This is a genomic window from Streptomyces griseofuscus, from assembly GCF_014673495.1.
Taxonomy (GTDB): Bacteria; Actinomycetota; Actinomycetes; order Streptomycetales; family Streptomycetaceae; genus Streptomyces; species Streptomyces murinus.
The window spans coordinates 5,254,009-5,278,731 of record NZ_CP051006.1; the positions used below are offsets into that span (position 1 = coordinate 5,254,009).

Below are 24,723 nucleotides of genomic sequence, written 5' to 3' on the forward strand. Positions count from 1 at the left end.
CGTTCCGCTCTTCAGTTTGTGCACCGGATTACCGGTAAACATTCACGGAGAGTTTGATCCTGGCTCAGGACGAACGCTGGCGGCGTGCTTAACACATGCAAGTCGAACGATGAAGCCCTTCGGGGTGGATTAGTGGCGAACGGGTGAGTAACACGTGGGCAATCTGCCCTGCACTCTGGGACAAGCCCTGGAAACGGGGTCTAATACCGGATATGACCATCTTGGGCATCCTTGATGGTGTAAAGCTCCGGCGGTGCAGGATGAGCCCGCGGCCTATCAGCTTGTTGGTGAGGTAATGGCTCACCAAGGCGACGACGGGTAGCCGGCCTGAGAGGGCGACCGGCCACACTGGGACTGAGACACGGCCCAGACTCCTACGGGAGGCAGCAGTGGGGAATATTGCACAATGGGCGAAAGCCTGATGCAGCGACGCCGCGTGAGGGATGACGGCCTTCGGGTTGTAAACCTCTTTCAGCAGGGAAGAAGCGAAAGTGACGGTACCTGCAGAAGAAGCGCCGGCTAACTACGTGCCAGCAGCCGCGGTAATACGTAGGGCGCAAGCGTTGTCCGGAATTATTGGGCGTAAAGAGCTCGTAGGCGGCTTGTCACGTCGATTGTGAAAGCTCGGGGCTTAACCCCGAGTCTGCAGTCGATACGGGCTAGCTAGAGTGTGGTAGGGGAGATCGGAATTCCTGGTGTAGCGGTGAAATGCGCAGATATCAGGAGGAACACCGGTGGCGAAGGCGGATCTCTGGGCCATTACTGACGCTGAGGAGCGAAAGCGTGGGGAGCGAACAGGATTAGATACCCTGGTAGTCCACGCCGTAAACGGTGGGAACTAGGTGTTGGCGACATTCCACGTCGTCGGTGCCGCAGCTAACGCATTAAGTTCCCCGCCTGGGGAGTACGGCCGCAAGGCTAAAACTCAAAGGAATTGACGGGGGCCCGCACAAGCGGCGGAGCATGTGGCTTAATTCGACGCAACGCGAAGAACCTTACCAAGGCTTGACATACACCGGAAAGCATTAGAGATAGTGCCCCCCTTGTGGTCGGTGTACAGGTGGTGCATGGCTGTCGTCAGCTCGTGTCGTGAGATGTTGGGTTAAGTCCCGCAACGAGCGCAACCCTTGTCCCGTGTTGCCAGCAGGCCCTTGTGGTGCTGGGGACTCACGGGAGACCGCCGGGGTCAACTCGGAGGAAGGTGGGGACGACGTCAAGTCATCATGCCCCTTATGTCTTGGGCTGCACACGTGCTACAATGGCCGGTACAATGAGCTGCGATACCGTGAGGTGGAGCGAATCTCAAAAAGCCGGTCTCAGTTCGGATTGGGGTCTGCAACTCGACCCCATGAAGTCGGAGTCGCTAGTAATCGCAGATCAGCATTGCTGCGGTGAATACGTTCCCGGGCCTTGTACACACCGCCCGTCACGTCACGAAAGTCGGTAACACCCGAAGCCGGTGGCCCAACCCCTTGTGGGAGGGAGCTGTCGAAGGTGGGACCAGCGATTGGGACGAAGTCGTAACAAGGTAGCCGTACCGGAAGGTGCGGCTGGATCACCTCCTTTCTAAGGAGCACTTCTTACCGGGCTCTGCTCGGTCAGAGGCCAGTACATCAGCGAATGTCTGATGCTGGTTGCTCATGGGTGGAACGTTGACTACTCGGCCGGATTATTCGGGTCGGGGGCTTGCCAGTACTGCTCTTCGGAGCGTGGAACGCATGATCCTCGGACGGATTCTGGCCGGGCACGCTGTTGGGTGTCTGAGGGAATGATCTTCCTTCAGTTACCGGCCCCGGTAAAGCATCGACGTAAGTTGGTGTGTGACGGGTGGCTGGTCGTTGTTTGAGAACTGCACAGTGGACGCGAGCATCTGTGGCCAAGTTTTTAAGGGCGCACGGTGGATGCCTTGGCACCAGGAACCGATGAAGGACGTGGGAGGCCACGATAGTCCCCGGGGAGTCGTCAACCAGGCTTTGATCCGGGGGTTTCCGAATGGGGAAACCCGGCAGTCGTCATGGGCTGTCACCCGCTGCTGAACACATAGGCAGTGTGGAGGGAACGAGGGGAAGTGAAACATCTCAGTACCCTCAGGAAGAGAAAACAACCGTGATTCCGGGAGTAGTGGCGAGCGAAACCGGATGAGGCCAAACCGTATGCGTGTGAGACCCGGCAGGGGTTGCGTGTGCGGGGTTGTGGGATCTCTCTTCTACGGTCTGCCGGCCGTAGGGCGAGTTATAAACCGTTGATGTAGACGAAGGACATGCGAAAGGTCCGGCGTAGAGGGTAAGACCCCCGTAGTCGAAATGTCAGCGGCTTGCTTGAGAGACACCCAAGTAGCACGGGGCCCGAGAAATCCCGTGTGAATCTGGCGGGACCACCCGCTAAGCCTAAATATTCCCTGGTGACCGATAGCGGATAGTACCGTGAGGGAATGGTGAAAAGTACCCCGGGAGGGGAGTGAAATAGTACCTGAAACCGTGTGCCTACAAGCCGTGGGAGCGTCGGATGCAGCTTGCTGTATCTCGTGACTGCGTGCCTTTTGAAGAATGAGCCTGCGAGTTTGCGGTGTGTTGCGAGGTTAACCCGTGTGGGGAAGCCGTAGCGAAAGCGAGTCCGAACAGGGCGATTTTAGTAGCACGCTCAAGACCCGAAGCGGAGTGATCTAGCCATGGGCAGGTTGAAGCGGAGGTAAGACTTCGTGGAGGACCGAACCCACCAGGGTTGAAAACCTGGGGGATGACCTGTGGTTAGGGGTGAAAGGCCAATCAAACTCCGTGATAGCTGGTTCTCCCCGAAATGCATTTAGGTGCAGCGTCGTGTGTTTCTTGCCGGAGGTAGAGCACTGGATAGGCGATGGGCCCTACCGGGTTACTGACCTTAGCCAAACTCCGAATGCCGGTAAGTGAGAGCACGGCAGTGAGACTGTGGGGGATAAGCTCCATGGTCGAGAGGGAAACAGCCCAGAGCATCGACTAAGGCCCCTAAGCGTACGCTAAGTGGGAAAGGATGTGGAGTCGCACAGACAACCAGGAGGTTGGCTTAGAAGCAGCCACCCTTGAAAGAGTGCGTAATAGCTCACTGGTCTAGTGATTCCGCGCCGACAATGTAGCGGGGCTCAAGCGTACCGCCGAAGTCGTGTCATTGCAGCAATAGCCCCAACGGGTGCTGTGATGGGTAGGGGAGCGTCGTCTGCCGGGTGAAGCAGCACCGGAAGGTAGTTGTGGACGGTTGACGAGTGAGAATGCAGGCATGAGTAGCGATACACACGTGAGAAACGTGTGCGCCGATTGACTAAGGGTTCCTGGGTCAAGCTGATCTGCCCAGGGTAAGTCGGGACCTAAGGCGAGGCCGACAGGCGTAGTCGATGGATAACCGGTTGATATTCCGGTACCCGCTGTGAAGCGTCAAACATCGAGCATCGTGATGCTAAGGCCGTGAAGCCGCCCTGATCTCTTCGGAGTTGAGGGGAGTGGTGGAGCCGCTGAACCAAGCGGTTAGTAGGTGAGTGATGGGGTGACGCAGGAAGGTAGTCCATCCCGGGCGGTGGTTGTCCCGGGGTAAGGGTGTAGCCCGAGTGGTAGGTAAATCCGCCATTCATATAAGGGTGAGACCTGATGCCGAGCCGATTGTGGTGAAGTGGATGATCCTATGCTGTCGAGAAAAGCCTCTAGCGAGTTTCATGGCGGCCCGTACCCTAAACCGACTCAGGTGGTCAGGTAGAGAATACCGAGGCGTTCGGGTGAACTATGGTTAAGGAACTCGGCAAAATGCCCCCGTAACTTCGGGAGAAGGGGGGCCACACCTGGTGAGAACACTTGCTGTTCGAGCTGGGGGTGGCCGCAGAGACCAGCGAGAAGCGACTGTTTACTAAAAACACAGGTCCGTGCGAAGCCGTAAGGCGATGTATACGGACTGACGCCTGCCCGGTGCTGGAACGTTAAGGGGACCGGTTAGCTCCATTTCGGTGGGGCGAAGCTGAGAACTTAAGCGCCAGTAAACGGCGGTGGTAACTATAACCATCCTAAGGTAGCGAAATTCCTTGTCGGGTAAGTTCCGACCTGCACGAATGGCGTAACGACTTCTCGACTGTCTCAACCATAGGCCCGGTGAAATTGCACTACGAGTAAAGATGCTCGTTTCGCGCAGCAGGACGGAAAGACCCCGGGACCTTTACTACAGTTTGATATTGGTGTTCGGTTCGGCTTGTGTAGGATAGCTGGGAGACTTTGAAGCTCATACGCCAGTGTGGGTGGAGTCGTCGTTGAAATACCAGTCTGGTCGTGCTGGATGTCTAACCTGGGTCCGTGATCCGGATCAGGGACAGTGTCTGATGGGTAGTTTAACTGGGGCGGTTGCCTCCTAAAGGGTAACGGAGGCGCCCAAAGGTTCCCTCAGCCTGGTTGGTAATCAGGTGTTGAGTGTAAGTGCACAAGGGAGCTTGACTGTGAGACCGACGGGTCGAGCAGGGACGAAAGTCGGGACTAGTGATCCGGCGGTGGCTTGTGGAAGCGCCGTCGCTCAACGGATAAAAGGTACCCCGGGGATAACAGGCTGATCTTCCCCAAGAGTCCATATCGACGGGATGGTTTGGCACCTCGATGTCGGCTCGTCGCATCCTGGGGCTGGAGTCGGTCCCAAGGGTTGGGCTGTTCGCCCATTAAAGCGGTACGCGAGCTGGGTTTAGAACGTCGTGAGACAGTTCGGTCCCTATCCGCTGTGCGCGTAGGAGTCTTGAGAAGGGCTGTCCCTAGTACGAGAGGACCGGGACGGACGAACCTCTGGTGTGCCAGTTGTTCTGCCAAGGGCATGGCTGGTTGGCTACGTTCGGGAGGGATAACCGCTGAAAGCATCTAAGCGGGAAGCCTGCTTCGAGATGAGGACTCCCACCCACTTGATGGGGTAAGGCTCCCAGTAGACGACTGGGTTGATAGGCCGGATCTGGAAGCCAGGTAACTGGTGGAGGTGACCGGTACTAATAGGCCGAGGGCTTGTCCTCAGTTGCTCGCGTCCACTGTGTTGGTTCTGAAACCACGAACAACCATTTGCTGGTTGATAGTTTCATAGTGTTTCGGTGGTTATAGCGTTAGGGAAACGCCCGGTTACATTCCGAACCCGGAAGCTAAGCCTTTCAGCGCCGATGGTACTGCAGGGGGGACCCTGTGGGAGAGTAGGACGCCGCCGAACAATTTTTAGGGAGACCCCCGCACCTTTGGTGCGGGGGTTTTCTGCGTTCCGGGACAATTTCAGAGGCAATATCCGGCACGGGGGACGCCCCGAAGGGCAGCGAATCGGCGCCCGCTTACAGCCGACCCGCCGCCTTCAGGGCCAGATACGCGTCCGCCAGGGCCGGCGCCAGATTCTCCGGGGTCGCGTCGACCACGGTGACACCGTGTCGGCGCAACTTGTCCGCGGTGCGCTGACGTTCGTTCTGCGCCTGGGCCGCTGCCGCAGCCTCGTACACGGACTCCGCACTGCCCCGGGCCTTCGCCATGTGCGCGATATAGGGGTCGGCCACCGCGGCGACCAGGACCGTATGGCGGTGCGTGAGCTGGGGGAGCACCGGGAGCAGTCCCTGTTCCACCGGTGCCGCGTCCAGCGTGGTGAGCAGGACGATCAGGGAACGGCGGGGCGCCGTGCGCAGGGCCATGGAGGTCAGGCCCCGGCTGTCGGTCTCCACGAGCTCCGGTTCGAGCGCGGCCATCGCGTTGACGAGGGAGGGCAGCAGCTCGTTGGCGGAGCGGTTCTGGACCAGAGCGCGTGCCCGGCGGTCGTAGGCGAGCAGGTCCACGCGGTCGCCGGCCCGGGAGGCGAGCGCCGCGAGCAGCAGCGCCGCGTCCATGGCGGCATCCAGCCGAGGGGCGTCGCCCACCCGGCCGGCCGAGGTGCGACCGGTGTCCAGCACGAGAAGGATGTGGCGGTCGCGTTCGGGGCGCCAGGTGCGCAGGGCGACCGTGGTCTGCCGGGCGGTGGCCCGCCAGTCGATCGAGCGGGTGTCGTCGCCGGGGACGTACTCGCGGAGGCTGTCGAATTCCGTTCCCTCACCGCGCGTCAAAACGCTTGTACGACCGTCGAGTTCACGCAATCGAGCGAGTTTCGACGGAAGATGCTTTCGGCTCGTGAACGGGGGCAGAACCCGTACAGACCAGGGCACCCGGTGGGCGCCCTGGCGGGAGAACAGCCCGAGGGGGCCGTAGGAGCGGATCGTCACACGATCGGCCTGGCGGTCACCCCGGCGGGTGGGGCGTAGCCGGGTGGTGACCCGTCTGCGCTCACCTGAAGGCACGGTCAGCTGATGCCGGGACGACTCGACCTCCGTCCCGGGCAGCCAGCTGCTGGGCGGCCAGCCGTCCCGGAGCTTCGCCCGCAGCACCCGGCGCGACGGGTTGGCGACCGTGAGCGTCACCTCGGCGGTTTCACCGAGCCGGGCGGTGGTGTCGCCCGAGCGGTTCAGGATCAGGCGTCGTACGGGCGCGGCCAGCGCGAAGTCGCAGGCGCAGGCCAAGGCAAGCGGGCCGTTGACCGCGAGGATGCCCGTCCAGCCCGGTTCCAGGATGCCGACCGGGAGGGAGCCGAGGGCCGCGAGCAGGGCGGCGCGTCCGGTGAGCGCCATCAGCGGGGAACCGGGACATGGGCGAGGACGGCGTTGATGACCGAGTCGGCCGTCACTCCCTCCATCTCCGCCTCCGGGCGCAGTTGGACGCGATGGCGCAGGGTTGGCAGGGCGAGGGCCTTGACGTCGTCCGGGATGACGTAGTCCCGGCCGGTCAGCCAGGCCCAGGCGCGGGCGGTGGACAGTAGGGCCGTGGCCCCACGGGGGGACACGCCCATGGTGAGGGAAGGGGATTCGCGGGTGGCACGGCAGATATCGACGACATAGGCGGTGATCTCGGGGGAGACGGTCGTCGCGGCGACCGCGGCACGGGCCGCGTCGAGGTCGGCGGGGCCGGCGACGGGACGTATGCCCGCGGCGCGCAGATCACGGGGGTCGAAGCCCGAGGCGTGGCGGGTGAGGACGTCGATCTCGTTCTCACGGGAGGGCAGCGGGATCGTCAGCTTCAGCAGGAACCGGTCCAGTTGGGCCTCGGGGAGGGGGTAGGTGCCCTCGTACTCGACGGGGTTCTGCGTCGCTGCGACGAGGAACGGCTCGGGGAGCGGACGGGGGGTGCCGTCGACCGTGACCTGGCGCTCCTCCATGGCCTCCAGGAGGGCGGACTGGGTCTTGGGCGGGGTGCGGTTGATCTCGTCCGCGAGCAGGAGGTTGGTGAAGACCGGGCCGGGCTGGAAGGAGAACTCGGCGGAGCGGGTGTCGTAGACGAGGGAGCCGGTGATGTCGCTCGGCATCAGATCGGGGGTGAACTGGACGCGCTTGGTGCCGAGTTCGAGGGCGGATGCGAGGGCGCGCACGAGCAGTGTCTTGGCGACTCCGGGGACGCCTTCGAGCAGGACGTGCCCGCGGCACAGGAGGGCGACGACGAGGCCGGTCACGGCGGGGTCCTGGCCGACCACGGCTTTGGCGATCTCGGCGCGCAGGGATTCCAGGGAGGCGCGGGGGTCGCCCGCGAGCTTGGTCAGCCCGGCGTTGTCGGTGGTCGGGTCCGTCATGAACGGCGTACCTCTCTTTCGAGGGCGTCGAGTTGGTCGGTGAGTGCGATCAGGGCCGTGTCGTCGCCGGGTGGCGGCCCGAAGAGCAGGGGGCGCAGGTCCTGGCCGTCTCCGGGGAGATGGGCGGACAGCGCGGGGAGCAGGGCCTCGGGCGCGTGCGCCTGGGCGACGGGCACCCCGACGAGCGGGGCGAGGCGGGTGCGGGCGGCGGAGCGCAGCGCGGCGGCGGCGCGGTCGCGGGCGTTGGCCTTGCGGTAGAGGCGGGCGCGGCCTTCGGCGGTCTCGGAGGCGCGGATCGCGACGGGGAGCCGTTCGGGCACCAGGGGGCCGAAGCGGCGTCCCCGCCAGAAGGCGGCCAGCACGGCCGCGATGAACAGCTGGAGGGTGGCCCAGGGCCAGCCCGAGGGGATCAGGTCGAAGAAGCTCTTGTCGTCGCCGGCGGCGGCGGGGGTGTCGGAGAGCGAGGGGAGGTACCAGACCAGATGGGGGCGGGAGCCGAGGAGTTGCAGGGCGAGCGAGGCGTTGCCCCGCTTGTCGAGGCGGTCGTTGTAGAGGATGTCGGGGGCGCCGAGCACGACGGTGTCGCCCCCGGATGCGGCCGGGACGCGCAGCAGGGTGGCGAGCCGTGCGCTGGGGTAGCAGGAGTCGGCGTCGAGCCGGGTGGTGGTGTAGCGGACGCCGCCGGTGTCGGCGCTGCCCGCGCGCCGGGCCTCGGGCAGGGCGCAGGCGGGGGCCAGGGCGGAGCCGACGCTGTCTGCGGGGTCGGCGCTGACCCCGGGGGCGAGCCGGCCGACGGACCAGCCGCTCGCCCCGACCAGGACGGTGCGCCCGCCGGAGGGCGCGGTCGCCCGGTGCAGTTCGCTCTGCTGACCCTTGGTGAGCCGGTCGGGGACGGCGACCAGGAGGGTGGTGTCGGGGCCCGCGGCGGTGCGGGCGGCGCGCAGGGAGGTGACCACGCGCGTGGTGACCCCGCGGTCGGCCAGCAACTGGGCGACGGCGCGGCTGCCGTAGGGGTCGGCCGAGCGCGGGTCCAGCTGGCCGTGCCGCTCGGTGGAGCGTACGGCGGCGATGGCGACGGCCGCGGCCAGGAGCAGGACGGCGGCGAGGACGATGCCTCGCGTCCGGGTCCATACCGTGCGGGCCGTGGGCGCGGTGGAGGTGGAAGCGGTCGGCGCCGCGGCCTCGGTGGTCACTCGGCGGCCCCCTGGCTGGTGCTGTGCGCTGTGCCGGCCGCGCTGTCGGCGTGGGCGGGCCTGGCGCGTTCCAGGTCGCGGTCGAGTTCGGCGAGGCGCTGGTACGACTGCCCGCTCGCGGCGCGTCCGCCGTATGTCACATCGTCGAACTCCCGGGCGGCGGCGCGCAGTCGGCCGGTGTGCGCGGGCAGGATGCGGCCGGCCTCGGCGGCTGCCTCGTCGGCGGTGCGGCCCGGCCGGATGTCGAGCACGGCGCGCTCCTCCAGGGAGCGGACGACGGCGCGCATGCGTTCCTGGACGGCCTGGCTCCAGTGGCTCTGGGCCGCGTGTGCCTCGGCGGCCGCGCGGTGTTCGGCGGCGCTGCGTGGGCTGTCGTCGAACAGGACGGCGGCGGTGCGGGCCGGGCGGCGGCGCGGGGTGCCCAGGCGCCACCACAGGGCGGCCAGCACGGCGAGGACGAAGAGGATCACCACCAGCAGGCCGACCGCGCCGCCGGGGGTCGGTCCGGCAGCGCTGCCGAACAGATCGCCGAGCCAGTTCCAGAACGCCTTCAGGGCGCGCTCGAAGAGGCTGGGGTCGTTCTCGTGGTACATGCGCTTGGCCAGTTCGCGCCGGGCCGCCTCGCGGGCGGGGTCGCGCGGGATGGTCACCGGTGGCGTGTCACCGGGGCCGCCGGCCGCGAGGACGGATGTGCCCGAGGCGCGCAGCAGGCCGTGTACGGCTGTGGCCACGGCGCCGGGCGAACCCGGCGCCGTGAACGATCCCCCCGTCAAGAGCACCCGGTCAGCTCCCCGGGACCGGGCCGGGGGCGCCGGCGGGTGCGGGGGTGCCCTGGACACCGGCGGCGCGGGCCAGTTCGAGATCGAGGCCCTCGCGCCGGATGCGCTGGTCGATGTAGAGGAACACGGTGACGCAGGCGGACATCGGCAGGGTGATGGTGGTGCCGATCACCGCGCCGATGCCGACGATCATCAGGAAGGTCCAGCTGAGGTGTCCGCCGCCTTGGCCCAGCAGGCTGGTCAGGCCGTCGTCGCTCGTGATCAGGGCGATGACGGTGAAGGGGATCGAGATGACCACCCTGACCACAGCGACGATGAGTCCGGCGAGCAGCTGGATGCCGAGGATGCGCCACCAGGAGCCGTTCACCAGCTTGGCGGAGCGGCGCAGGGAGTGCATGATGCCCTGCTTCTCCAGCATCAGCGCGGGCGCGGCCAGCGAGAAACGCACCGTCAGCCACACGAGGACGACCATCCCGGCGCCGAAGCCGAGGACCAGGAGCGCGACTCCGGCGACCCGGCTGCCGGCGAGGAAGCCGATGACGCCGGGCCCCGAGGCGACCAGCATGACGCCGAAGCCGAGGAGACCGAGCAGGAGCATCTGGCCGAACAGCTTCAGCAGTTGCGGGCGGGCCTGCCGCCATGCCTCGCCCAGGGTGGCCGGCCTGCCCAGGACCGCGCGGCTGGTCACGCTCGTCAGCATCGCGGTGGCGACGAGGGTGCCGATCAGGGTGATCAGGCCCAGGATGATGGAGCTGAGGAAGGACTCGCCCATGACACGCAGCGCCTCGGCGGGCGGCATGGTCGGGTCGCCGAGGGACGTCCTCTCGACGGTCCTGTTCAGGAAGTAGCCCTGGACGAGGACCACGATGACCTCGGTGACCACCGCGAGCGCGAGGGATATGCCAAGGACCGTGCGCCAGTAGGTGCGCAGGGTGGAGACGGCGCCGTCGAGGATCTCGCCGACGCCGAGCGGGCGCAGCGGGATGACGCCGGGCTTGGCCGCGGGCGGGGGGCCGCCCCAGCCGCCGCCCCAGGCTCCGTAGCCGTGGGGCGCCCCGTAGCCGGGAGCGCCGTAGCCAGGGGGGCCTCCGTAGCCGCCGCCGGGTGCCCCGGGCCGGGGTCCGCCCCAGCCCGGGCCGGGCGGCGGGGCCTGGCCCGGGGCACCGGTGGGCGTGGACCACTGGCCGGGTGGCGGCTGCTGGCCGGACCACTGCGCGCCTGGGCCCTGCGGCTGCGGGCCCGGCTGCGGCGCGGGTGCGCCGGAGCCGTTTGCGGGCTGGTCGGCGGTGTCGGACGCGCCGGGTTCCCGTCCCTCGGGCGTCGGGTCGGATCCGGGCGAGGCCCAGCCCGGAGTGTCTGTCATCGAAGCTCCTTCTCGGTGCCCGTCCGCGGTCGCGGCGGCAGGTTGGTGGACATCGTGCCATGGCGCGGTCAAGTCGGGTCCGGGCGAGGTACGGGCCGGATGTCTTCAGTTGGCCGCGGTGTCCGGGGCAGACTGACGGCATGGCTGATCATCAGGCACGAAGCGGCGGGGACGAACGGCCGTCCGGAATACCGGCGATCCGATGGGAGGAACCACCCGAAGGTCCCGTACTGGTCCTTCTCGATCAGACAAGGCTTCCCGCGGAGGAGGTCGAGCTGGTGTGCACGGACGCGCCGGCGCTGGTGGAGGCGATCCGTTCGCTCGCCGTGCGCGGGGCGCCGCTGCTCGGTATCGCGGGGGCGTACGGCGTCGCGCTCGCCGCCGCGCGAGGCTTCGACGTGCCCGAGGCGGCGCGCTCCATCGAGGAGGCCCGGCCCACCGCGGTGAATCTGTCCGTCGGTGTGCGCCGGGCGCGGGCCGCGCACGAGGCGGAGCTGGCCCGCGGCGGCGACCCGGCCGCGGCGGCCGCCGCGGCGCTGGCCGCCGCGCGGGCGCTGCACCGGCAGGACGCCGAGGCCAGCGCCCGGATGGCGGCCCACGGTCTGGCGTTGCTGGACGAGCTGCTGCCCGGCGGCGGGCACCGGATCCTCACCCACTGCAACACCGGGGCGCTGGTCTCGGGCGGTGAGGGCACGGCCTTCGCGGTGGCGCTCGCGGCGCACCGCGTGGGGCGGCTGCGGCGGCTGTGGGTGGACGAGACCCGCCCGCTGCTCCAGGGCGCACGCCTGACGGCGTACGAGGCGGCCCGCAACGGGATGGCGTACACCCTGCTCACCGACAACGCGGCGGGCTCGCTGTTCGCGGCGGGCGAGGTGGACGCGGTGCTGATCGGGGCGGACCGGATCGCGGCGGACGGCTCGGTGGCGAACAAGGTGGGCAGCTACCCGCTCGCCGTGCTCGCGCGCCACCACGGGGTGCCGTTCATCGTGGTGGCGCCGCTGACCACCATCGATCCGGACACCCTCGACGGCGCGTCCATCGAGGTAGAGCAGCGTCCCGGCTTCGAGGTGACCGAGGTGGTGGCACCGCAGGCGCAGATCACGGGCCCCGGCGGCGGGATCCCGGTGGCACCGTTGGGGACGCAGGCGTACAACCCGGCGTTCGATGTGACACCGCCCGAGCTGGTGACGGCCATCGTCACCGAGGAGGGTGCCGTCACGCCGGTGTCGGGCGAGGCACTCGCGGGGGTCTGCAAACGGGCGCGCGAGGCGGCGGCCGGCTGACCGGACCGCGGCGCCGGACCCGGATCCGGCGCCGCGGGTCGCCCCGCGAGACGGCCGGGGGCAGACAGTGACTGCCCCGTACGACTATCGTCACAGGCCAGTGAGCCTGCTCACCTGCGCCTCTGCCGTCGTTACGAGAATGGGATGCTCCCAGCCTAATCAACGGCAACGGCCCCTCTACCAGCGACGATGCGCGGGGAGAGGGGCCGTGACATCAGCGGCTTACATCAAGCGGCGGATTCCAGGGCCGAGGAGGCTTCCAGTTCCCGCAGGCGAGCCGGCTGCCGAAGTAGGCGATCGAGCTGCCCCACGGCCTCAACGACGTCCGGGTCCAGAGCCTCAGCGTAGATGTCCATGGTCGTCGCGATCCGGCTGTGCCGAAGGATCGCCTTGACGATGCGCGGGTGAACCCGGAGGTGGACCAGCAAGGTGCCACAGGACTTGCGAAGCCCCTTCGGATTCATCTTGCCCAGCCCCTCTGCCCTGACTATCCGTTGCAGCACCAGGTAGAGGTGATCCGGCGAGAGCGGCCGACCGGTGCGCGTGACGAAGACGTGGCCGTCGGGATCCTCGAACCAGAACCTTCCCCTGCTGATTGCCCGCTCCCGCAGCATGGCCGTGCGCATCCGTGTCCAGCGCAACGGCGCAATGCACTGTGCGGGCAGGGGCAGGGGGGCCTTGGACGTGTCGGTCTTGAGGTCCGTGTCGATCGTGCCGGCGCTGGCTCGTTGCCGCTGCTGTTCCACCCAGATGGTTCGGTTGTCCAGGTCGACGTTCTCCCAGCGAAGCCCGCACACCTCGGCCCGGCGTAGGCCGAGGAGACAGAGCAGGAGGAACGTCGGGTAGTACGGGGTAGAGCGCCGGGCGGCTGCCAGGAAGCGCAGCACAGTCACGGCGTCCCAGCTCTTACCGCTGTCCGCGGAGGCGCGCACGTGGACGAGCTTCGTCACATTACGGGTCAGGCCGATGTCCTCGACCATCGCGGCCGTGAGAGCCGCTGAGAGGACCCGCAGCGTGCGCTTGGCGGTCTTGGCCCCCTGGTCCTCCGCGAGCGCCTGTATGACCCCGCGCAGTTCCTTGACGCCGAGCTTGACCATGACTTTGGAGCCCAGGCGCGGACGCAGGTGGTGACGCACGGCAGTCTCGTACGCCCGATAGCTGTTCACCGCGAGGTTCGGTTTCACGACGACTTCGAGCCAATAATCGAACCACTGACCCAAGGTCATGTCCCGCGTCGGGGTGGGGATTCCCCCGTTGGACCGGTCGATCAACTCACGGCGCTTGGCATCACATTCGTCATAGGTCTTGCCATACGCGTACTTCCGCTTCGTGGTGCCGTCCGGCTGGGGGACGTACACCGCCGCTTGGTACCGGCCGTCAGCGCGCTTCGTGACGGTTCCTGATCCGTTGGGATTCCGCTTGCGAGGAGGCACTACGAGCCCCCCTCAAGCTGTGCGCGGATGTACTCCCGAAGGGCACTCTCGGGGATACGCCTGCACCGCCCCTCGGTGAACGACGCGAGACGCTTCGAGCGGATCAGGTCGTACACCTTCGAGCGGCTGAAACGAAGTCGCGCCATGACCTCCGGCACGGTCAGCAGCTCGGGCGTGGCGGTGGTCATGCGGTGGCCCCTTCCAGGTGGAGCAGGGCCGGTAGTTCCTCGCGGGCGGTTTCGCGGTTGTGTTGGATGTCGCGGCGGATGTTGGCGGCAAGCCAGGATTCGCCGGGGGTGTGGCCGTGGCCGGCGTAGGTCCAGTGGGCGAGGGTGAGGGTGGTGGCCTCGGTGTCGTCGTCAGGGTCGTGCAGGCCGAGGGCGGCTCGTTGCTGGGCGGCGCGGTAGTCGGTGCGGACCTGGCGGAGGGCGCCCAAGGTGGTCGAGTACTGGCGGGACTTGGTGGAGAAGTGGCCGCGGAAGCCGAGCATGTGGGCCCAGTCGCGGAGTTTCCGGTCGGGGTAGAGGGCGTGGAGGTCGAGGCAGGCCGCGATGAGCCGGGCCGGGTGGTCGGGGACGCCGAGCAGGGCGAGGGCTTCCTTGTTGCCGATGCGGCGGTCGACGGTGCCGGTGGTCTCGGCGGCTTTGGTGGCGTACTTGGCGACGTAGGAGGCGACTGCCTGTTCGGTGATCTCGGAGCCGTCGCCGAAGGCGCGGATCGGGCGGACGTCGAGTTGGGTGCCCCAGGTGAGGGTGCGGGCCGGCTGGTCCCCGGCGGGGTCGACGTCGAGCGCGACGCGGGCGGCTGCGGCGTGGATGGCGTCGGTGAGCAGATCGGGGGTGGCCCAGGGCGGGGGCGGGCTGTCGGGTCCCTTGGGGCCGTCGAAGCGGATGACGGCGTGGAAGTGGACGGCACCGCGCTTCTGGTACTCGGCGACCTTGCCGAAGGACACGCGGGACTGTTCGCGGGCGGCTTTCTGGGTGAGGCCGGCGCGGCGGGCGATCTCGCGGCGCAGGTAGATCGTGAAGTAGCGCCACAGCTCGGAGGCGTGGTTGTTCCACAGCACCGCGCCCGCGTAGTCGTAGGACTCGGGGTCGAGGGGGGTGCCGAGTTCGGGTGCGTCCTCGGGGTGGCGGGTGCCGCAGCGGCAGGGCCGGTTGCCGGGCCGGTTGTGGACCGGGCCGAACGAGGGAGCGGTGAGGGTGGCGAAGACGCGGGGGTGATCCCGGATCGTGTGCGGGGTGCCTTTGTCGGGGTCGCCGGTGAGGCCGGCGCGGATGAGGTGGTATGTGTCGCCGGCGTAGGTCCAGGCGCAGGAGGGGCATCGGGAGGCGCGGCGGTTGCCGCAGGCGATCCGGAGACGTCCGTCGGGCTCGGTGTCGGTCGAGTACCGGTGCAGGACGTGGCGGGTGTGTGCGTCGCGGACGACGACGGAGCCTTGCAGGTGGATCGGGTCGGAGCAGCCGCCGGTGCGGCGGATCTGGTCCTGGATGCGGTCGAAGCCGGTGGACCCAGCCAGCCTCAGCACATCAGCGAGGGTGGCCGGGTCCAGGCCCGCCGCGGTGGCGGTGTCCGTCAACGCTCGTCCCCCTTCTCGGGGTGGGCGTCGATCCACTGCTCGGCGCACACCTTGTGGACGGGTTTGCCGTTGTCGGAGCGCAGCGGGGTGGGCTTGGTGCAGATGACGCACGGCTTGTCGCCGGAGGCGTCGAAGTGGTCGGCGGAGCGCCAGTCGAGGAGGGCCACGGCGGTCACTTCCCGGCGTGGGCGAGGCCGGCGGCGGGGGTGGTGTGGCCGGTGCCCTTGCAGCCCGAGCAGGTGACACGGAGGGTGGTGCGGGTGCCGTCGGTGTTGCGCGTGCCGGTGGTGATCGCGGCGGTGGAGAAGCCGTCACAGTCACGACAGATGGGTGTGTTCAGGGCGCGCTGGGGCATGATGAGGCTTGCCTTTCGGGTCCGTTGGATCTGGAAGGTGGGAAGGCGCCCGGAGCGGCGGAAGTTTGGCGACCGAGGCCGCTCCGGGGGCCGCTTAGCGTGTGTTGCGCCTGCCGTGGCCCTTGGCCGCGTACATCGCCGCGTCAGCGGCGGACAGGGCGTCGGTGAGGGACGGCACGGGCAGGTCCGTGCGGCGGCAGGAGCCGACCGAGGCGGAGACCGGCAGGGTGCGCCCGCCGTGTTCGACGGGCTGAGCCAGAACCTGGCGAAGGGCGTCGAGGCCGACCGTGTGGGCGGGGCTGGTGACGATGGCGGCGAACTCGTCGCCTCCGAGACGGGCGGCGATGCCGTGAGGGCCGCACCAGGTGCTCAGGCGGCGGGCGGTCGCGGTGAGGACCGTGTCGCCGACGCCGTGGCCATGGGTGTCGTTGACGGCCTTGAAGTCGTCCAGGTCGACCAGGATCACCAGGGCGCCGGGGTGCTTGGCGAGCAGGTGTTCGGCGCGGGTGGTCCAGCCGGCGCGGGTGTGGAGTCCGGTCAGGGGGTCGCGGCGGGCGGTGGCCAGGCGGCGCAGGAGCATTCCGCCGTGCACGGCCCAGCCCAGCGACGGTAAGCCTGCCGCGATCAGGTGGGTGTCCATGCGGTCACCGCTCCTTGTGGAGGTCTTTGACGAGCAGACGCAGAACGATCGCGACCAGGGCGACGGAAACCCCGGTGACAGCGACGGCGAGGAGCATGGAGACGAGGACCGTGCCGACGACGAGGACGGCGGCGCCTCCGCCGGCGACGAGGGCGAGGGTGCTGCCGGGGGTGAGCTGGATGGTCGGCCGGTTCGAGGCCGGGGCCGGCGGGGCGACCGGGACCGGGACGTGGGTCCGGGTGGGGGCCGGGGTGAGGGGCTGCGGCTGGATGACGGTCGGGGTCGGGGCGGTGTCGTGGGGCGGGTACTTCGGGGTGAACACAGCGGTTGTCCCTTCGGGTTAGTTGATGAAGGAGCCGACGATGGGGCCGAGGGTGCTGTGGGCGACGAGGTAGCCGCCGAGGAGGAGCAGGGCCACGAGCCACCACGGCGGGCGGACGTGCTTGATGCCGAGGTAGCCGATCGCGGCGATGGCGAGCCAGAGCGGAACGCTCATGACGGGATCTCCCCTTTTTCAGATCTGGCAGCGGTGGGTGCGGGCGGCGAGTTCGGCGGCGGCGCGGCTGTCGTAGTCGGCGGAGAAGCCGCAGCGCGGGGCGGTGCAGGCGGCGGTGTGCTTGTCGCGGCCATGGCCGTCGTAGGAGGTGGCGACCTGGACGGGGCCGATACGGATCACGTCGCGGAAGCGGCGGCGGGCAGTCACGGCGATCCCCTTTGCAGTCAGGTGAGTTGGAGTTGGGCGGTGATGGATCGGGTCATGTCCTCGGGCAGGCCGAGGCGTGCGGAGAGCACGTTGGCGGGCATCGGGGAACCGGTGGAGGCGCGGTGGGCTTCGGTGAGCTTGCGGGCGTGGTCCAGGAGGGCTGCTGGGACGACCGGGGCAGGGACCGCGGGCGGCACGGGTGCCGGTTCCGGCGCGGGAGCCAGCTCCGCAGGCGACGTGGGCACGGGCTCGTCGGAACGCTCGACCTCGACGTCCGGCACCACCGGTTGCTCGGCTTCCGGTTCGGCTGGAGCAGGGCCGGGGGCCGGGGTGGGTGAGTGGACGAGGAGGGTGCCGCCGAGGAAGGCCAGGGCGGGCCAGCCGGCCACGAGAATCCGGAGCCAGGCGGGCACTTGGTGCAGGTCGAGGAGTCCGGCGGTGGCGATGTTGGCGCCGAGCGAGGCGCCCAGGGCGATGACGAACCAGGTCCAGGCCGAGCGGTCACGCCGGGCGTTGCGCAGCCGGCGCCACGCGGCGACCAGCAGGAGATCGACGGAGACCGGATAGGCCCAGGCTTTCCACCCGGACTGACCGGCTGCTCCGGCCAGGTCGTGCAGGTGGGCGAAGGACAGCGCGCCGGCGATCACGGCCTGAACGAGAACGGCGTCCGGGCGGAGGGACGAGCGGGGCATGAAAGGCACCTCCCTTCACGGGGGTCGGGCCCTGAACGGGCGGGATCAGACGGGGCTTTGACCGGTGCCGAGGCAGGTGAGGCAGAGGGCTTCCTGTCGGTCGTCGCTGACTCGCTTGCGACGGCCACCGACCTGGAAGGACTCCGAGGTCTGCCCGCCCCGGCAGTCCGGACACGGCTCGGGCGTGGTCTTGCGGACGGTGGTCTTGCGGCGTGAGGCCATGGCGTCCTCCATCGGGCATGGCGGTGGTAGGGACGTGGCGCGAGAGACGGCGGCGCCGGCCGTGGAACAAGGGAGGGGAGGGTCAGTCGGTGACCGGTCGCGGTCTGACCAGCGACGGGCCGTCCGCCGGCGCCTCAGCGGGCGCCCAGGGGCGGAAGGGTTCGAGGAACGGTAGGTCAGGGACCATGTGCGCGAAGTCGCGGCAGACGGCGGTCACTTCGTCACGGGTGATGGCCGGGGTGCGGATCTTCGACCAGCCACCAGAGGTGTCCACCGCGACGGCGGTGCCGGGGCGTTCCATCGGGATCAGACTCGCGGCCGGGACCGCGTCCGGGGCGACGTCGGCGAGACCCATCTCAGCGGTCTGCTTGTCGTTGACCCGGTGCACGACACGGCCAGTGAGCTGGGCACGGAGCATGGTGGCCCCCTTGCCCAGATCGGAGCCGAACCGCTGACCGCAAATCTCCAGGTAGATCCCGACCGCACGAGCCATCTGCGCCAGACGGATCAGCGAAGTCACGATCCGCTCGCGACGCTCCTCGTCCTTCTTCGAGGAGATCAGGAACAGTTCCGCAACCTCATCCACGAGGACGATCACGGGCACCGGCCGCTGCGGAGCGGGCAGGTCCCAGATCTCGGAGGCACCTGCCGTGCTCAGCAGGTCGAAGCGGTCCTCCATCTCCGCGACCAGGAACCCGAACAGGGAAGCGGCGTCGTCCGGATTGGTGACCAGGGCCGACAGGCGCGGCGCGTAGCCGGACTGTTCGACACCGCGCTTGCAGTCCACCCCGACCAGCGCGACCGGGAGTTGGGCCAGGCCCTTGATCAGGTTGCGCTGGTACATGGACTTGCCGGACTGGTTCGCGCCCAGCGTGAGGGCCATCGGAGCCTTGCGGTAGTCCCGCTCGAAGGCAGTCCCGTCCTCCCGCAAAGCGACCGGCACGACCATGCCGTGCGGCACCGCCGTACGAGGCATCCGCACCCGGCGCAGCACGTCATAGCCGGTCATCCGCAGTTCCAGGAACCCCGGCTTCGTCTCCGCCACGGTCACCGAGTGCACACCCCACGCGTGCCGCAGCCGTTCGGACGCGGCGGCCACATCGGCGGGCTCCAGACCGGCCGGAAGCCGCAGGGTCACCCGCAGCCCGGTCGACGTGCCCCGCACCCGGCGGATCTTCGGCGGAATGGGCTGCACCTCACGCCGGGCCACGTTCCGGGCCATGAACGCCCGCAGACCCGACGGCTGCACCGTCAGCCCGCACACATCCATTGTCGACCGGTACGAGTACCCGAACCGCACCAGCGCCGACGGCAGACCCACCAGCGCCCAGTACGCACGAGGAGCACGCACCTTCGCGAACCCGACACCACCAACGGCCGCTAAGCCTGCGGTGGCCTCCAGAGCCATGGACAGATCCGTCATGGTCAGACCGCCGAGGTGATCGCGACCGCGCGAAACGAGATGCCGTGCCGCTTCTGCCCGTTGAACTCGTTCTCCCAGTCCCGCGCCTTCAGGCCCACGACCTTCACCGGCATACCCGGCGCGAGACCCTCGGGAAGACCCGTCTCCGGGATCGTCACCTGGTACAGGTTTCCCTCTCCCTCGTCCGAGACCAGCAGCCCCACCGTCGACAGGCCCGCACCGGTCTCCCGGTCCATTGCACGCTCACCCGTCTTCGCGTTGGCCAGCTTCGGCGTCGGCGCGGTCGCCACGAACACCACAGCGGTCGAAACGTCGATCTTGAACGACGGCATAGCTGTCCCCTCACCTTTGAGGCCGCTCCCTTATGAGCAACCTCTCTAGAGATGGCTCCATAGAACTGCACCTCTCTAGAGATGTCAACACGTCTCTAGAGAGGTTTCGGATGGGCTACAGAGGCGAGCCGCCGGTTGGGGCGAACGTGCGAACGCCCCTAAGGTGTCTAGAGAGGAAAGGAGGGATCACATGGCCACCCAGGGCAGCGGACGCCAGCCGAAGTACCAGCGCATCGCGGACGAACTGAGGGAAGCGATCCAGGCCGGCGAGTATGGCCCAGGTGATCGGCTACCAGGAGAGAACGACCTCATGGCCACGTACGAGGTGGCCCGCATGACCGCCCGGCAGGCGCTCGGTGTGCTCCAGAACGAGGGTCTTGCCGAGTCCCGCAAGGGCGCTGGCGTGTTCGTCCGCGCCTTCAAGCCGCTCAGACGGCGAGGCATTCAGCGGCTGTCCCGCGATCAGTGGGGTTCGGGACGGTCCATTTGGTCGGCGGACATCGAGGACCGCACCTTGGTGGTCGACCAGGTGCAGGTCTACGAGGCGGCATCACCCGAACGGATCAGTCAGGTACTTGGCGTCGAGGCCGACGCACCCGTGTGCGTACGTAGCCGCCGCTTCGTCCTGGATGACAAGCCCGTCCTGCTGTCCACGTCCTACCTGCCTGCTGATCTTGTAGCGGGTTCGGCGATCACCCAGGAGGACACCGGACCCGGCGGGACGTATGCCCGGCTGGCCGAGCTGGGCTACAAGCCCGTGCACTTCCGCGAGGAGATCCGGTCCCGGATGCCGTCTCAGGAGGAGGCGAGCCGCCTTCAGCTCTCCATGGGGACGCCTGTGATCATGATTTGCCGCACGGCGTTCGCGGACGAGGGGCGCCCGGTCGAGGTGAACGAAATGACTCTCGACTCCGCCGCCTACGTACTGGAGTATGACTTCGACGCCTGATTAGCCAGCCCAGGTCCGGGCATCTCGCGCCACGCTGTAGATACGCACAACCTGGTCAGGCGGGAGCGTCGGCGACAGTCCAGATAGGACCCGACCGAGGTGTTCGACCGCCAGGACGAGCACCGGCGGGTTAGCACCCTTGACCGTGAGCTTCGCCGCGTGCACCACGGAGATCACGGGGCGGACGGGAACGTCGACTTCACAGCGCGCGGACAAGGCCCGCGAGACACGCCGGGCCTCGGATTGGCTGGCCGCGATGTGACGGGTCGGGGAGCCGTTCACCGTGACGGCGGTATCGCCGTACCAGACGGTCTTCCCGCGGTGCCGCTTGGAGTTGATGGAGAAGACGCCGGCGGGACCGATGGCAAGGTGGTCGATGTCCGCACCGCTCGGCCATTGGATCGCGTGGAGGGTGAACCAGCCACGGCGGCGAAGCTTGCTCAACTGGCGTCCAGTGAGGCGTTCCCCGGTGAGCCCGTCCGCCCAACTACGGATGTCCGAGCCGGGGCGCCGGCGGTCGATCAGCCTCAGCACCGGGTTCGGCTGCAACTTCCGGATCTTGCGGCGCACCGCGTCGCCCGGCCGGTTCCGTGCCAAGTCATCCGATAACGGCTGCACCCTGCCCCCTCGCGCGTGCCCTCTGATCCCAGACCATCACGGAGGCGTGAGCAGCGCCAAGGACCGTATCGGCCATGAGCTGTTACAGGTTTCTCTACCTCATCAAGCCCCGCCCTCTCGGGCGGGGAAGGGGGAGGGGGCGTCCGAGGTGCCTTCCCGAGCAGTGCTCGAAGCGGATGCACGACAACGTCCTAGTGTCCTGAGTCTTTGATCCGTCGGCAGTAGCTGGCGAGGGATTCGAGGATTTGATCGGCGGTCTTGGTCCAGACGTATGGGCGAGGGTTGTCGTTCCAGTCGGCGACCCAGGCCCGGATGTCTCGTTCGAGGGCCTGGACGGAGCGGTGGACGCCGCGGCGGAGCTTCTTGCTGGTCAGCTCGGCGAACCACCGCTCGACCAGGTTCAGCCAGGACGAGCCGGTGGGTGTGAAATGCAGCTGGAAACGGGGATGGGCCAGCAGCCATTTCTTGATCGTCTCGGTCTTGTGAGTGGCGTAGTTGTCCAGGACGAGGTGCACCTCCAGGCCGGTCGGGATCTCGCGCTCCAGCTTGGCCAGGAACTTCTTGAACTCGGCAGTGCGGTGGCGGCGATGCAGTGAGCCGATGACTTTGCCGGTGGCCGTGTTCAGAGCGGCGAACAGCGTCGTGGTGCCCGCGCGCACGTAATCGTGGCTGGCCCGTTGCGGGACACCGGGCATCATCGGCAGCACAGGCTGAGAGCGGTCCAGTGCCTGGATCTGGGACTTCTCGTCGACGCAGAGCACCAGTGCCCTTTCGGGCGGGTCGAGGTAGAGCCCGACCACGTCGTGGACCTTGTCGACGAAGAATGGATCGGTGGACAGCTTGAATGACTCGGCCCGGTGGGGCTGAAGGCCGAAGGCCCGCCAGACCCGGGAGACGGTGGACTGGGACAGGCCGACCCGCTCGGCCATCGAGCGTGTCGACCAGTGCGTGGCGTTCTTCGGCTTCGTCTCCAGCGTCATCCGGACCAGCTCGGCGACTTGCTCATCGGTGACCGTCCGCTCCCGGCCCGGGCGGGGCGCGTCACCCAGGCCGTCCAGCCGGTCTCTGAGGAAACGGCCCCGCCACTTGGATACCGTCTCCGTGGTCACCCCGGCGGCAGCGGCCACCGAACTGGCCGACCGGGGCAGTCCATCAGGCTCCATTTCGGCGCACGCCAGCACGATTCGGGCCCTCAACGCCAGAGCCTGCGGCGTCGATTGCCCCCGCACCAACCCACCGAGCACCCGCCGCTCGTGATCCGACAACACCAACTCGGCCAGTCTCGGCCCAGGACGTCCCATGTCCTGACCAACGATGGATCAAGGACTCAGGACACTAGTGGCCTGCCACACCAAGGCAGCCGCGGCGGCGACAGCCCAGTTCCCACCCACACCTTCATCGCAACGGCAGGTCCACGGCCATCGGGGCTCTTGGTCCGGTAGGTGAGCGGGGTGGGGGCTCTTGCCCCCTTCGGGCATCCGGCGCGCTGGCCAATCGGCTTTCCATCCGCCGCTACGAGATCACACCCCGCAGGCCCGTCCTACGGGCCTGCGCGGGCTCGGGGCTCGGGGCTCCGCTCCTGCCTCCGGCCCGCGCCGCCCCGGCCCCGGCCCCGCGCCACCAAGTTGCCCCGAGGTGATCCCGCTTCACGCTTTGACCCGCCAGGGACGATGCGCCGGACCGAGCGCTGGCACCCACCCCTCCACCAACCGAAACCATGCCCCCAGCCGAACCACCGACCGGAAAGACGGCAGAACACGAAGACGAGCCACAAGGCACCAGAGGCGGAGGAACCGTCGTTGGCGGTGTCCGACGGGGCCAGGCGGACGACGTGATGGGTCGGGGTGCTGCGGAGGCGGGGTGCGGTCAGAACAGTGCCTCCGGCGGGGGATCGGCCGGCACCGGGATGGAGGGGGCGCCGCCGCCGACTGCGGGCCCGCTGTGGCGGAGGTGAGGGGCTCCCATCCCGCACGCCATCGACCCAGGCAGAGCCGAGCAGACGCGGCCCCTGGCGTCCAGGTCGTTCGTACAGTGGCGCGCTCCACCTGGACGCCAGGAACCACGCCCGCTCCACGGTGTGTGGGTCGACGGCGTACGGGATGGGAGCTGAGGCAGGCGGCTACGTTGCATCGGCAGCCGCTGACGCTAGTCAACAGACTGCTAGCGCCTCGGTTGAGAGTGTGCAGCGCATCAAGAACTGCTGGTGTCGGTGTGCAGCTTTTCTAGCGACTGTGCGATTAGCGACAGGATGGGGGGTTCTACTCCTAGCCTGCGCGCGAGATCGTGCACGGCTTCCCTCAGGTAGGGGTACACAACCGCTACTCCGATGCGTTGCGTGAAGCCTGCTTGCACGCCCTCGTCGGTGGGTAGCTCCCCGGTTATCACAAAAGCAGCCGCAGCATCGGCCCTGAACTGCGCTTCTGACGTGCGAAGCTCAAGCCGGCAGCGAACCTGGATCTGATCGCTGTCAGCACGGAACCACACCTTCATGGTGGTGCCGTCCGGGGGAGGCAACTTGGACACGTCATCGACGCCGAGCCTGGCCCCGTGCAACTCCAAGAAGACAACGTCCTGCAACTCGGCGTTGTCGATCAGTGTGCCAAGCTCGGGTCCTTTGATGGGCTGTTTGGCTCTCTCTTGCTTGCGTGTCACCGAGCCCCCACGGCTCCCTCTGTTGCGGTCCACGGAGCGAGTACAGGCGAGTGTGCAGCCGACCTATGGGCCAGACGCACAGGCAGCTCGGCTGCCTTGCGCCACGTCGGGGCAAGGTTCGCTCCGGACGCGTCAAGCATTGTGCAGAGCCGAGCGCCCACGGCCCTTGCGTAGCGCTGGAGTGTTGAGTACCGGGCATTGCCGCCGACTCGCTCAAAGTCGGACACTACGGACTGACTCGTCTCCATATAGGCCGCTACGTCTTGCTGGGTCAGACCCCGACGCTTGCGCAGCACCACCAGCGACTCGACAAGAGCTGCGTATGCCTCAGCGTCCTCGATCTCAGTGGCAGTCCTGGGGTCGTCCGGGTCGATGCCAAGCAGCTCATCCAGTGCAGGCGCCATCGCATCCATCTCCCCTCGGCGTGTAGCTACAGTATCGCCCAAACCCGATACTCGTGAACCCTGTATCAAGCCTCTGTGCGTCTCTTTCGCCACTCTTTGAGGCGGCGATTCGCGGTGAGTTTCTGGACGGGTGGGGTGGCTTGCGTCTTCTTCTGGAAGAAGCTGAGACCCAGGAGGACCAGCCCATCCTCGACCTCTGCGTACAGCAGTCGAAAGATCCTATGATCGCCGTCTAGGCGAACTTCCAAGAGGTCTCCTCCCAGGTTCTTGACATCACCCGAGAGGGTCTGGCGAAGGCGCACGCGCTCCATCAAGGTGCGGAGCTTGGCCTTCTCGGCCTTGTTGAGCTTGCACTTGGCGATGTCCTTCTGCACTGGACAGGCGCCACTCTCAGTGGTGTAGAAGTCCCACTTGCGTGCCAAGGCCCACCCCGTTCACACCCGCTCCCCATGCGTATCCACGAAGGCTACCGGGCTACCGAGTGGGTGCGCGATGCTCCGG

General features: G+C 67.6%; 25 protein-coding genes and 3 rRNA genes. 5 read left to right on the forward strand and 23 right to left on the reverse strand.

Translation table 11 applies throughout. The features are described from left to right. Positions 1-41: 41 nt before the first annotated feature. The 3 genes from HEP81_RS23815 (at position 42) to rrf (ending at position 5,184) form a co-directional block, all read left to right on the forward strand. Positions 42-1,566: ribosomal RNA gene (locus tag HEP81_RS23815) — 16S ribosomal RNA — on the forward strand. Between the two features lie 308 nt (positions 1,567-1,874). Further along, positions 1,875-4,996: ribosomal RNA gene (locus HEP81_RS23820) — 23S ribosomal RNA — on the forward strand. A gap of 71 nt (positions 4,997-5,067) precedes the next feature. Beyond that, positions 5,068-5,184, forward strand: a 5S ribosomal RNA gene (gene rrf, locus HEP81_RS23825). The 16S, 23S and 5S rRNA genes sit together here, the layout of an rRNA operon. A 115-nt stretch (positions 5,185-5,299) precedes the next feature. Here rrf and HEP81_RS23830 read toward each other — a convergent pair. From HEP81_RS23830 to HEP81_RS23850, 5 genes are all read right to left on the reverse strand, one after another. Next, entirely contained in the window at positions 5,300-6,610 is a 1,311-nt protein-coding gene (locus HEP81_RS23830; RefSeq protein ID WP_037661667.1) for a DUF58 domain-containing protein, read from the reverse strand. Then, positions 6,610-7,602: an AAA family ATPase gene (locus HEP81_RS23835; protein ID WP_037661666.1), complete on the reverse strand. Its 993-nt coding sequence runs from the start codon at positions 7,600-7,602 to the stop codon at positions 6,610-6,612. The genes HEP81_RS23830 and HEP81_RS23835 overlap by 1 nt, the downstream gene beginning before the upstream one ends. After that, positions 7,599-8,795 carry a DUF4350 domain-containing protein gene (locus HEP81_RS23840; RefSeq protein WP_037661664.1) on the reverse strand — a complete coding sequence of 399 codons (1,197 nt, stop codon included), beginning with the start codon at positions 8,793-8,795 and terminating at the stop codon, positions 7,599-7,601. The genes HEP81_RS23835 and HEP81_RS23840 overlap by 4 nt, the downstream gene beginning before the upstream one ends. Then, complete coding sequence (locus HEP81_RS23845; RefSeq protein WP_037661688.1) at positions 8,792-9,445, reverse strand: DUF4129 domain-containing protein; 654 nt, start codon at positions 9,443-9,445, stop codon at positions 8,792-8,794. Before HEP81_RS23845 ends, HEP81_RS23840 begins: the two co-directional genes overlap by 4 nt. Positions 9,446-9,578: 133 nt before the next feature. Then, positions 9,579-10,937, reverse strand: a complete 1,359-nt coding sequence (locus HEP81_RS23850; protein ID WP_037661662.1) for a DUF7847 domain-containing protein — start codon at positions 10,935-10,937, stop codon at positions 9,579-9,581. A 140-nt stretch (positions 10,938-11,077) separates the two neighbouring features. Here HEP81_RS23850 and mtnA point away from each other — a divergent pair, with 140 nt between their 5' ends. Further along, the gene (gene mtnA, locus HEP81_RS23855; protein WP_037661660.1) at positions 11,078-12,220 is read left to right on the forward strand and encodes an S-methyl-5-thioribose-1-phosphate isomerase; all 1,143 of its coding nucleotides are present in this window, start codon (positions 11,078-11,080) and stop codon (positions 12,218-12,220) included. Positions 12,221-12,447: 227 nt separating this feature from the next. Here mtnA and HEP81_RS23860 read toward each other — a convergent pair whose 3' ends face one another. The 13 genes from HEP81_RS23860 to HEP81_RS23920 all read right to left on the reverse strand — a co-directional run bounded on the left by HEP81_RS23860 (position 12,448) and on the right by HEP81_RS23920 (position 19,599). After that, complete coding sequence (locus HEP81_RS23860) at positions 12,448-13,653, reverse strand: tyrosine-type recombinase/integrase (RefSeq protein ID WP_037661658.1); 1,206 nt, start codon at positions 13,651-13,653, stop codon at positions 12,448-12,450. Beyond that, positions 13,653-13,841, reverse strand: coding sequence for a helix-turn-helix domain-containing protein (locus tag HEP81_RS23865; protein ID WP_037661656.1), 189 nt, complete (start codon positions 13,839-13,841; stop codon positions 13,653-13,655). Before HEP81_RS23865 ends, HEP81_RS23860 begins: the two co-directional genes overlap by 1 nt. Beyond that, positions 13,838-15,232, reverse strand: a complete 1,395-nt coding sequence (gene repSA, locus HEP81_RS23870) for a replication initiator protein RepSA (RefSeq protein WP_037661654.1) — start codon at positions 15,230-15,232, stop codon at positions 13,838-13,840. The genes HEP81_RS23865 and repSA overlap by 4 nt, the downstream gene beginning before the upstream one ends. Next, positions 15,229-15,408 carry a hypothetical protein gene (locus HEP81_RS23875; RefSeq protein WP_037661652.1) on the reverse strand — a complete coding sequence of 60 codons (180 nt, stop codon included), beginning with the start codon at positions 15,406-15,408 and terminating at the stop codon, positions 15,229-15,231. The genes repSA and HEP81_RS23875 overlap by 4 nt, the downstream gene beginning before the upstream one ends. After that, positions 15,405-15,587, reverse strand: a complete 183-nt coding sequence (locus tag HEP81_RS23880) for a hypothetical protein (protein ID WP_037661651.1) — start codon at positions 15,585-15,587, stop codon at positions 15,405-15,407. The genes HEP81_RS23875 and HEP81_RS23880 overlap by 4 nt, the downstream gene beginning before the upstream one ends. A 94-nt stretch (positions 15,588-15,681) precedes the next feature. Then, on the reverse strand, positions 15,682-16,227 hold the full coding sequence (locus tag HEP81_RS23885) for a GGDEF domain-containing protein (protein ID WP_037661649.1): 546 nt from the start codon (positions 16,225-16,227) through the stop codon (positions 15,682-15,684). Positions 16,228-16,231: 4 nt separating this feature from the next. Further along, the gene (locus HEP81_RS23890) at positions 16,232-16,549 is read right to left on the reverse strand and encodes a hypothetical protein (protein WP_037661646.1); all 318 of its coding nucleotides are present in this window, start codon (positions 16,547-16,549) and stop codon (positions 16,232-16,234) included. Positions 16,550-16,567: 18 nt separating this feature from the next. Further along, positions 16,568-16,723 carry a hypothetical protein gene (locus HEP81_RS23895; RefSeq protein WP_167739873.1) on the reverse strand — a complete coding sequence of 52 codons (156 nt, stop codon included), beginning with the start codon at positions 16,721-16,723 and terminating at the stop codon, positions 16,568-16,570. A gap of 18 nt (positions 16,724-16,741) precedes the next feature. Then, a complete protein-coding gene (locus HEP81_RS23900; RefSeq protein WP_037661643.1) occupies positions 16,742-16,930 on the reverse strand; it encodes a mobile element transfer protein in 189 nt (62 codons plus the stop codon). Positions 16,931-16,947: 17 nt separating this feature from the next. Then, the gene (locus HEP81_RS23905) at positions 16,948-17,622 is read right to left on the reverse strand and encodes a DUF2637 domain-containing protein (RefSeq protein ID WP_037661640.1); all 675 of its coding nucleotides are present in this window, start codon (positions 17,620-17,622) and stop codon (positions 16,948-16,950) included. A 45-nt stretch (positions 17,623-17,667) separates the two neighbouring features. Then, a complete protein-coding gene (locus tag HEP81_RS23910; RefSeq protein ID WP_167739872.1) occupies positions 17,668-17,844 on the reverse strand; it encodes a hypothetical protein in 177 nt (58 codons plus the stop codon). 82 nt (positions 17,845-17,926) lie between these two features. Then, entirely contained in the window at positions 17,927-19,267 is a 1,341-nt protein-coding gene (locus HEP81_RS23915; protein WP_037661638.1) for an FtsK/SpoIIIE domain-containing protein, read from the reverse strand. A gap of 2 nt (positions 19,268-19,269) precedes the next feature. Continuing rightward, a complete protein-coding gene (locus HEP81_RS23920) occupies positions 19,270-19,599 on the reverse strand; it encodes an SCO3933 family regulatory protein (protein WP_037661636.1) in 330 nt (109 codons plus the stop codon). A gap of 190 nt (positions 19,600-19,789) precedes the next feature. Between HEP81_RS23920 and HEP81_RS23925 the strand changes: the two genes are divergently transcribed. Continuing rightward, positions 19,790-20,548 (forward strand): GntR family transcriptional regulator, encoded by a 759-nt coding sequence (locus tag HEP81_RS23925; RefSeq protein ID WP_037661634.1) that lies wholly within the window; start codon positions 19,790-19,792, stop codon positions 20,546-20,548. Here the strand turns inward: HEP81_RS23925 and HEP81_RS23930 are convergent, their stop codons facing one another. From HEP81_RS23930 to HEP81_RS23950, 5 genes are all read right to left on the reverse strand, one after another. Further along, the gene (locus HEP81_RS23930; protein WP_243279573.1) at positions 20,549-21,118 is read right to left on the reverse strand and encodes a nuclease-related domain-containing protein; all 570 of its coding nucleotides are present in this window, start codon (positions 21,116-21,118) and stop codon (positions 20,549-20,551) included. A 239-nt stretch (positions 21,119-21,357) separates the two neighbouring features. Then, positions 21,358-22,467: an IS630 family transposase gene (locus HEP81_RS23935; RefSeq protein ID WP_182786078.1), complete on the reverse strand. Its 1,110-nt coding sequence runs from the start codon at positions 22,465-22,467 to the stop codon at positions 21,358-21,360. Between the two features lie 889 nt (positions 22,468-23,356). After that, positions 23,357-23,818 carry a hypothetical protein gene (locus HEP81_RS23940; RefSeq protein WP_078967645.1) on the reverse strand — a complete coding sequence of 154 codons (462 nt, stop codon included), beginning with the start codon at positions 23,816-23,818 and terminating at the stop codon, positions 23,357-23,359. Continuing rightward, complete coding sequence (locus HEP81_RS42190; protein ID WP_078967644.1) at positions 23,815-24,231, reverse strand: helix-turn-helix domain-containing protein; 417 nt, start codon at positions 24,229-24,231, stop codon at positions 23,815-23,817. The genes HEP81_RS23940 and HEP81_RS42190 overlap by 4 nt, the downstream gene beginning before the upstream one ends. A gap of 56 nt (positions 24,232-24,287) precedes the next feature. Beyond that, positions 24,288-24,644 (reverse strand): type II toxin-antitoxin system RelE/ParE family toxin, encoded by a 357-nt coding sequence (locus HEP81_RS23950; RefSeq protein WP_063755278.1) that lies wholly within the window; start codon positions 24,642-24,644, stop codon positions 24,288-24,290. Between the last annotated feature and the right edge of the window lie 79 nt (positions 24,645-24,723).

Coding starts and splice junctions, on each gene's coding strand:
- HEP81_RS23835 (WP_037661666.1), bottom strand. CDS start 7,602: ATGACGGACCCGACCACCGACAACGCCGGGCTGACCAAGCTCGCGGGC.
- HEP81_RS23895 (WP_167739873.1), bottom strand. CDS start 16,723: ATGAGCGTTCCGCTCTGGCTCGCCATCGCCGCGATCGGCTACCTCGGC.
- HEP81_RS23865 (WP_037661656.1), bottom strand. CDS start 13,841: ATGACCACCGCCACGCCCGAGCTGCTGACCGTGCCGGAGGTCATGGCG.
- HEP81_RS23920 (WP_037661636.1), bottom strand. CDS start 19,599: ATGCCGTCGTTCAAGATCGACGTTTCGACCGCTGTGGTGTTCGTGGCG.
- HEP81_RS23935 (WP_182786078.1), bottom strand. CDS start 22,467: ATGGGACGTCCTGGGCCGAGACTGGCCGAGTTGGTGTTGTCGGATCAC.
- HEP81_RS23830 (WP_037661667.1), bottom strand. CDS start 6,610: ATGGCGCTCACCGGACGCGCCGCCCTGCTCGCGGCCCTCGGCTCCCTC.
- HEP81_RS23910 (WP_167739872.1), bottom strand. CDS start 17,844: ATGGCCTCACGCCGCAAGACCACCGTCCGCAAGACCACGCCCGAGCCG.
- mtnA (WP_037661660.1), top strand. CDS start 11,078: ATGGCTGATCATCAGGCACGAAGCGGCGGGGACGAACGGCCGTCCGGA.
- HEP81_RS23905 (WP_037661640.1), bottom strand. CDS start 17,622: ATGCCCCGCTCGTCCCTCCGCCCGGACGCCGTTCTCGTTCAGGCCGTG.
- HEP81_RS23915 (WP_037661638.1), bottom strand. CDS start 19,267: ATGACGGATCTGTCCATGGCTCTGGAGGCCACCGCAGGCTTAGCGGCC.
- HEP81_RS42190 (WP_078967644.1), bottom strand. CDS start 24,231: ATGGATGCGATGGCGCCTGCACTGGATGAGCTGCTTGGCATCGACCCG.
- HEP81_RS23925 (WP_037661634.1), top strand. CDS start 19,790: ATGGCCACCCAGGGCAGCGGACGCCAGCCGAAGTACCAGCGCATCGCG.
- HEP81_RS23880 (WP_037661651.1), bottom strand. CDS start 15,587: ATGCCCCAGCGCGCCCTGAACACACCCATCTGTCGTGACTGTGACGGC.
- HEP81_RS23885 (WP_037661649.1), bottom strand. CDS start 16,227: ATGGACACCCACCTGATCGCGGCAGGCTTACCGTCGCTGGGCTGGGCC.
- HEP81_RS23850 (WP_037661662.1), bottom strand. CDS start 10,937: ATGACAGACACTCCGGGCTGGGCCTCGCCCGGATCCGACCCGACGCCC.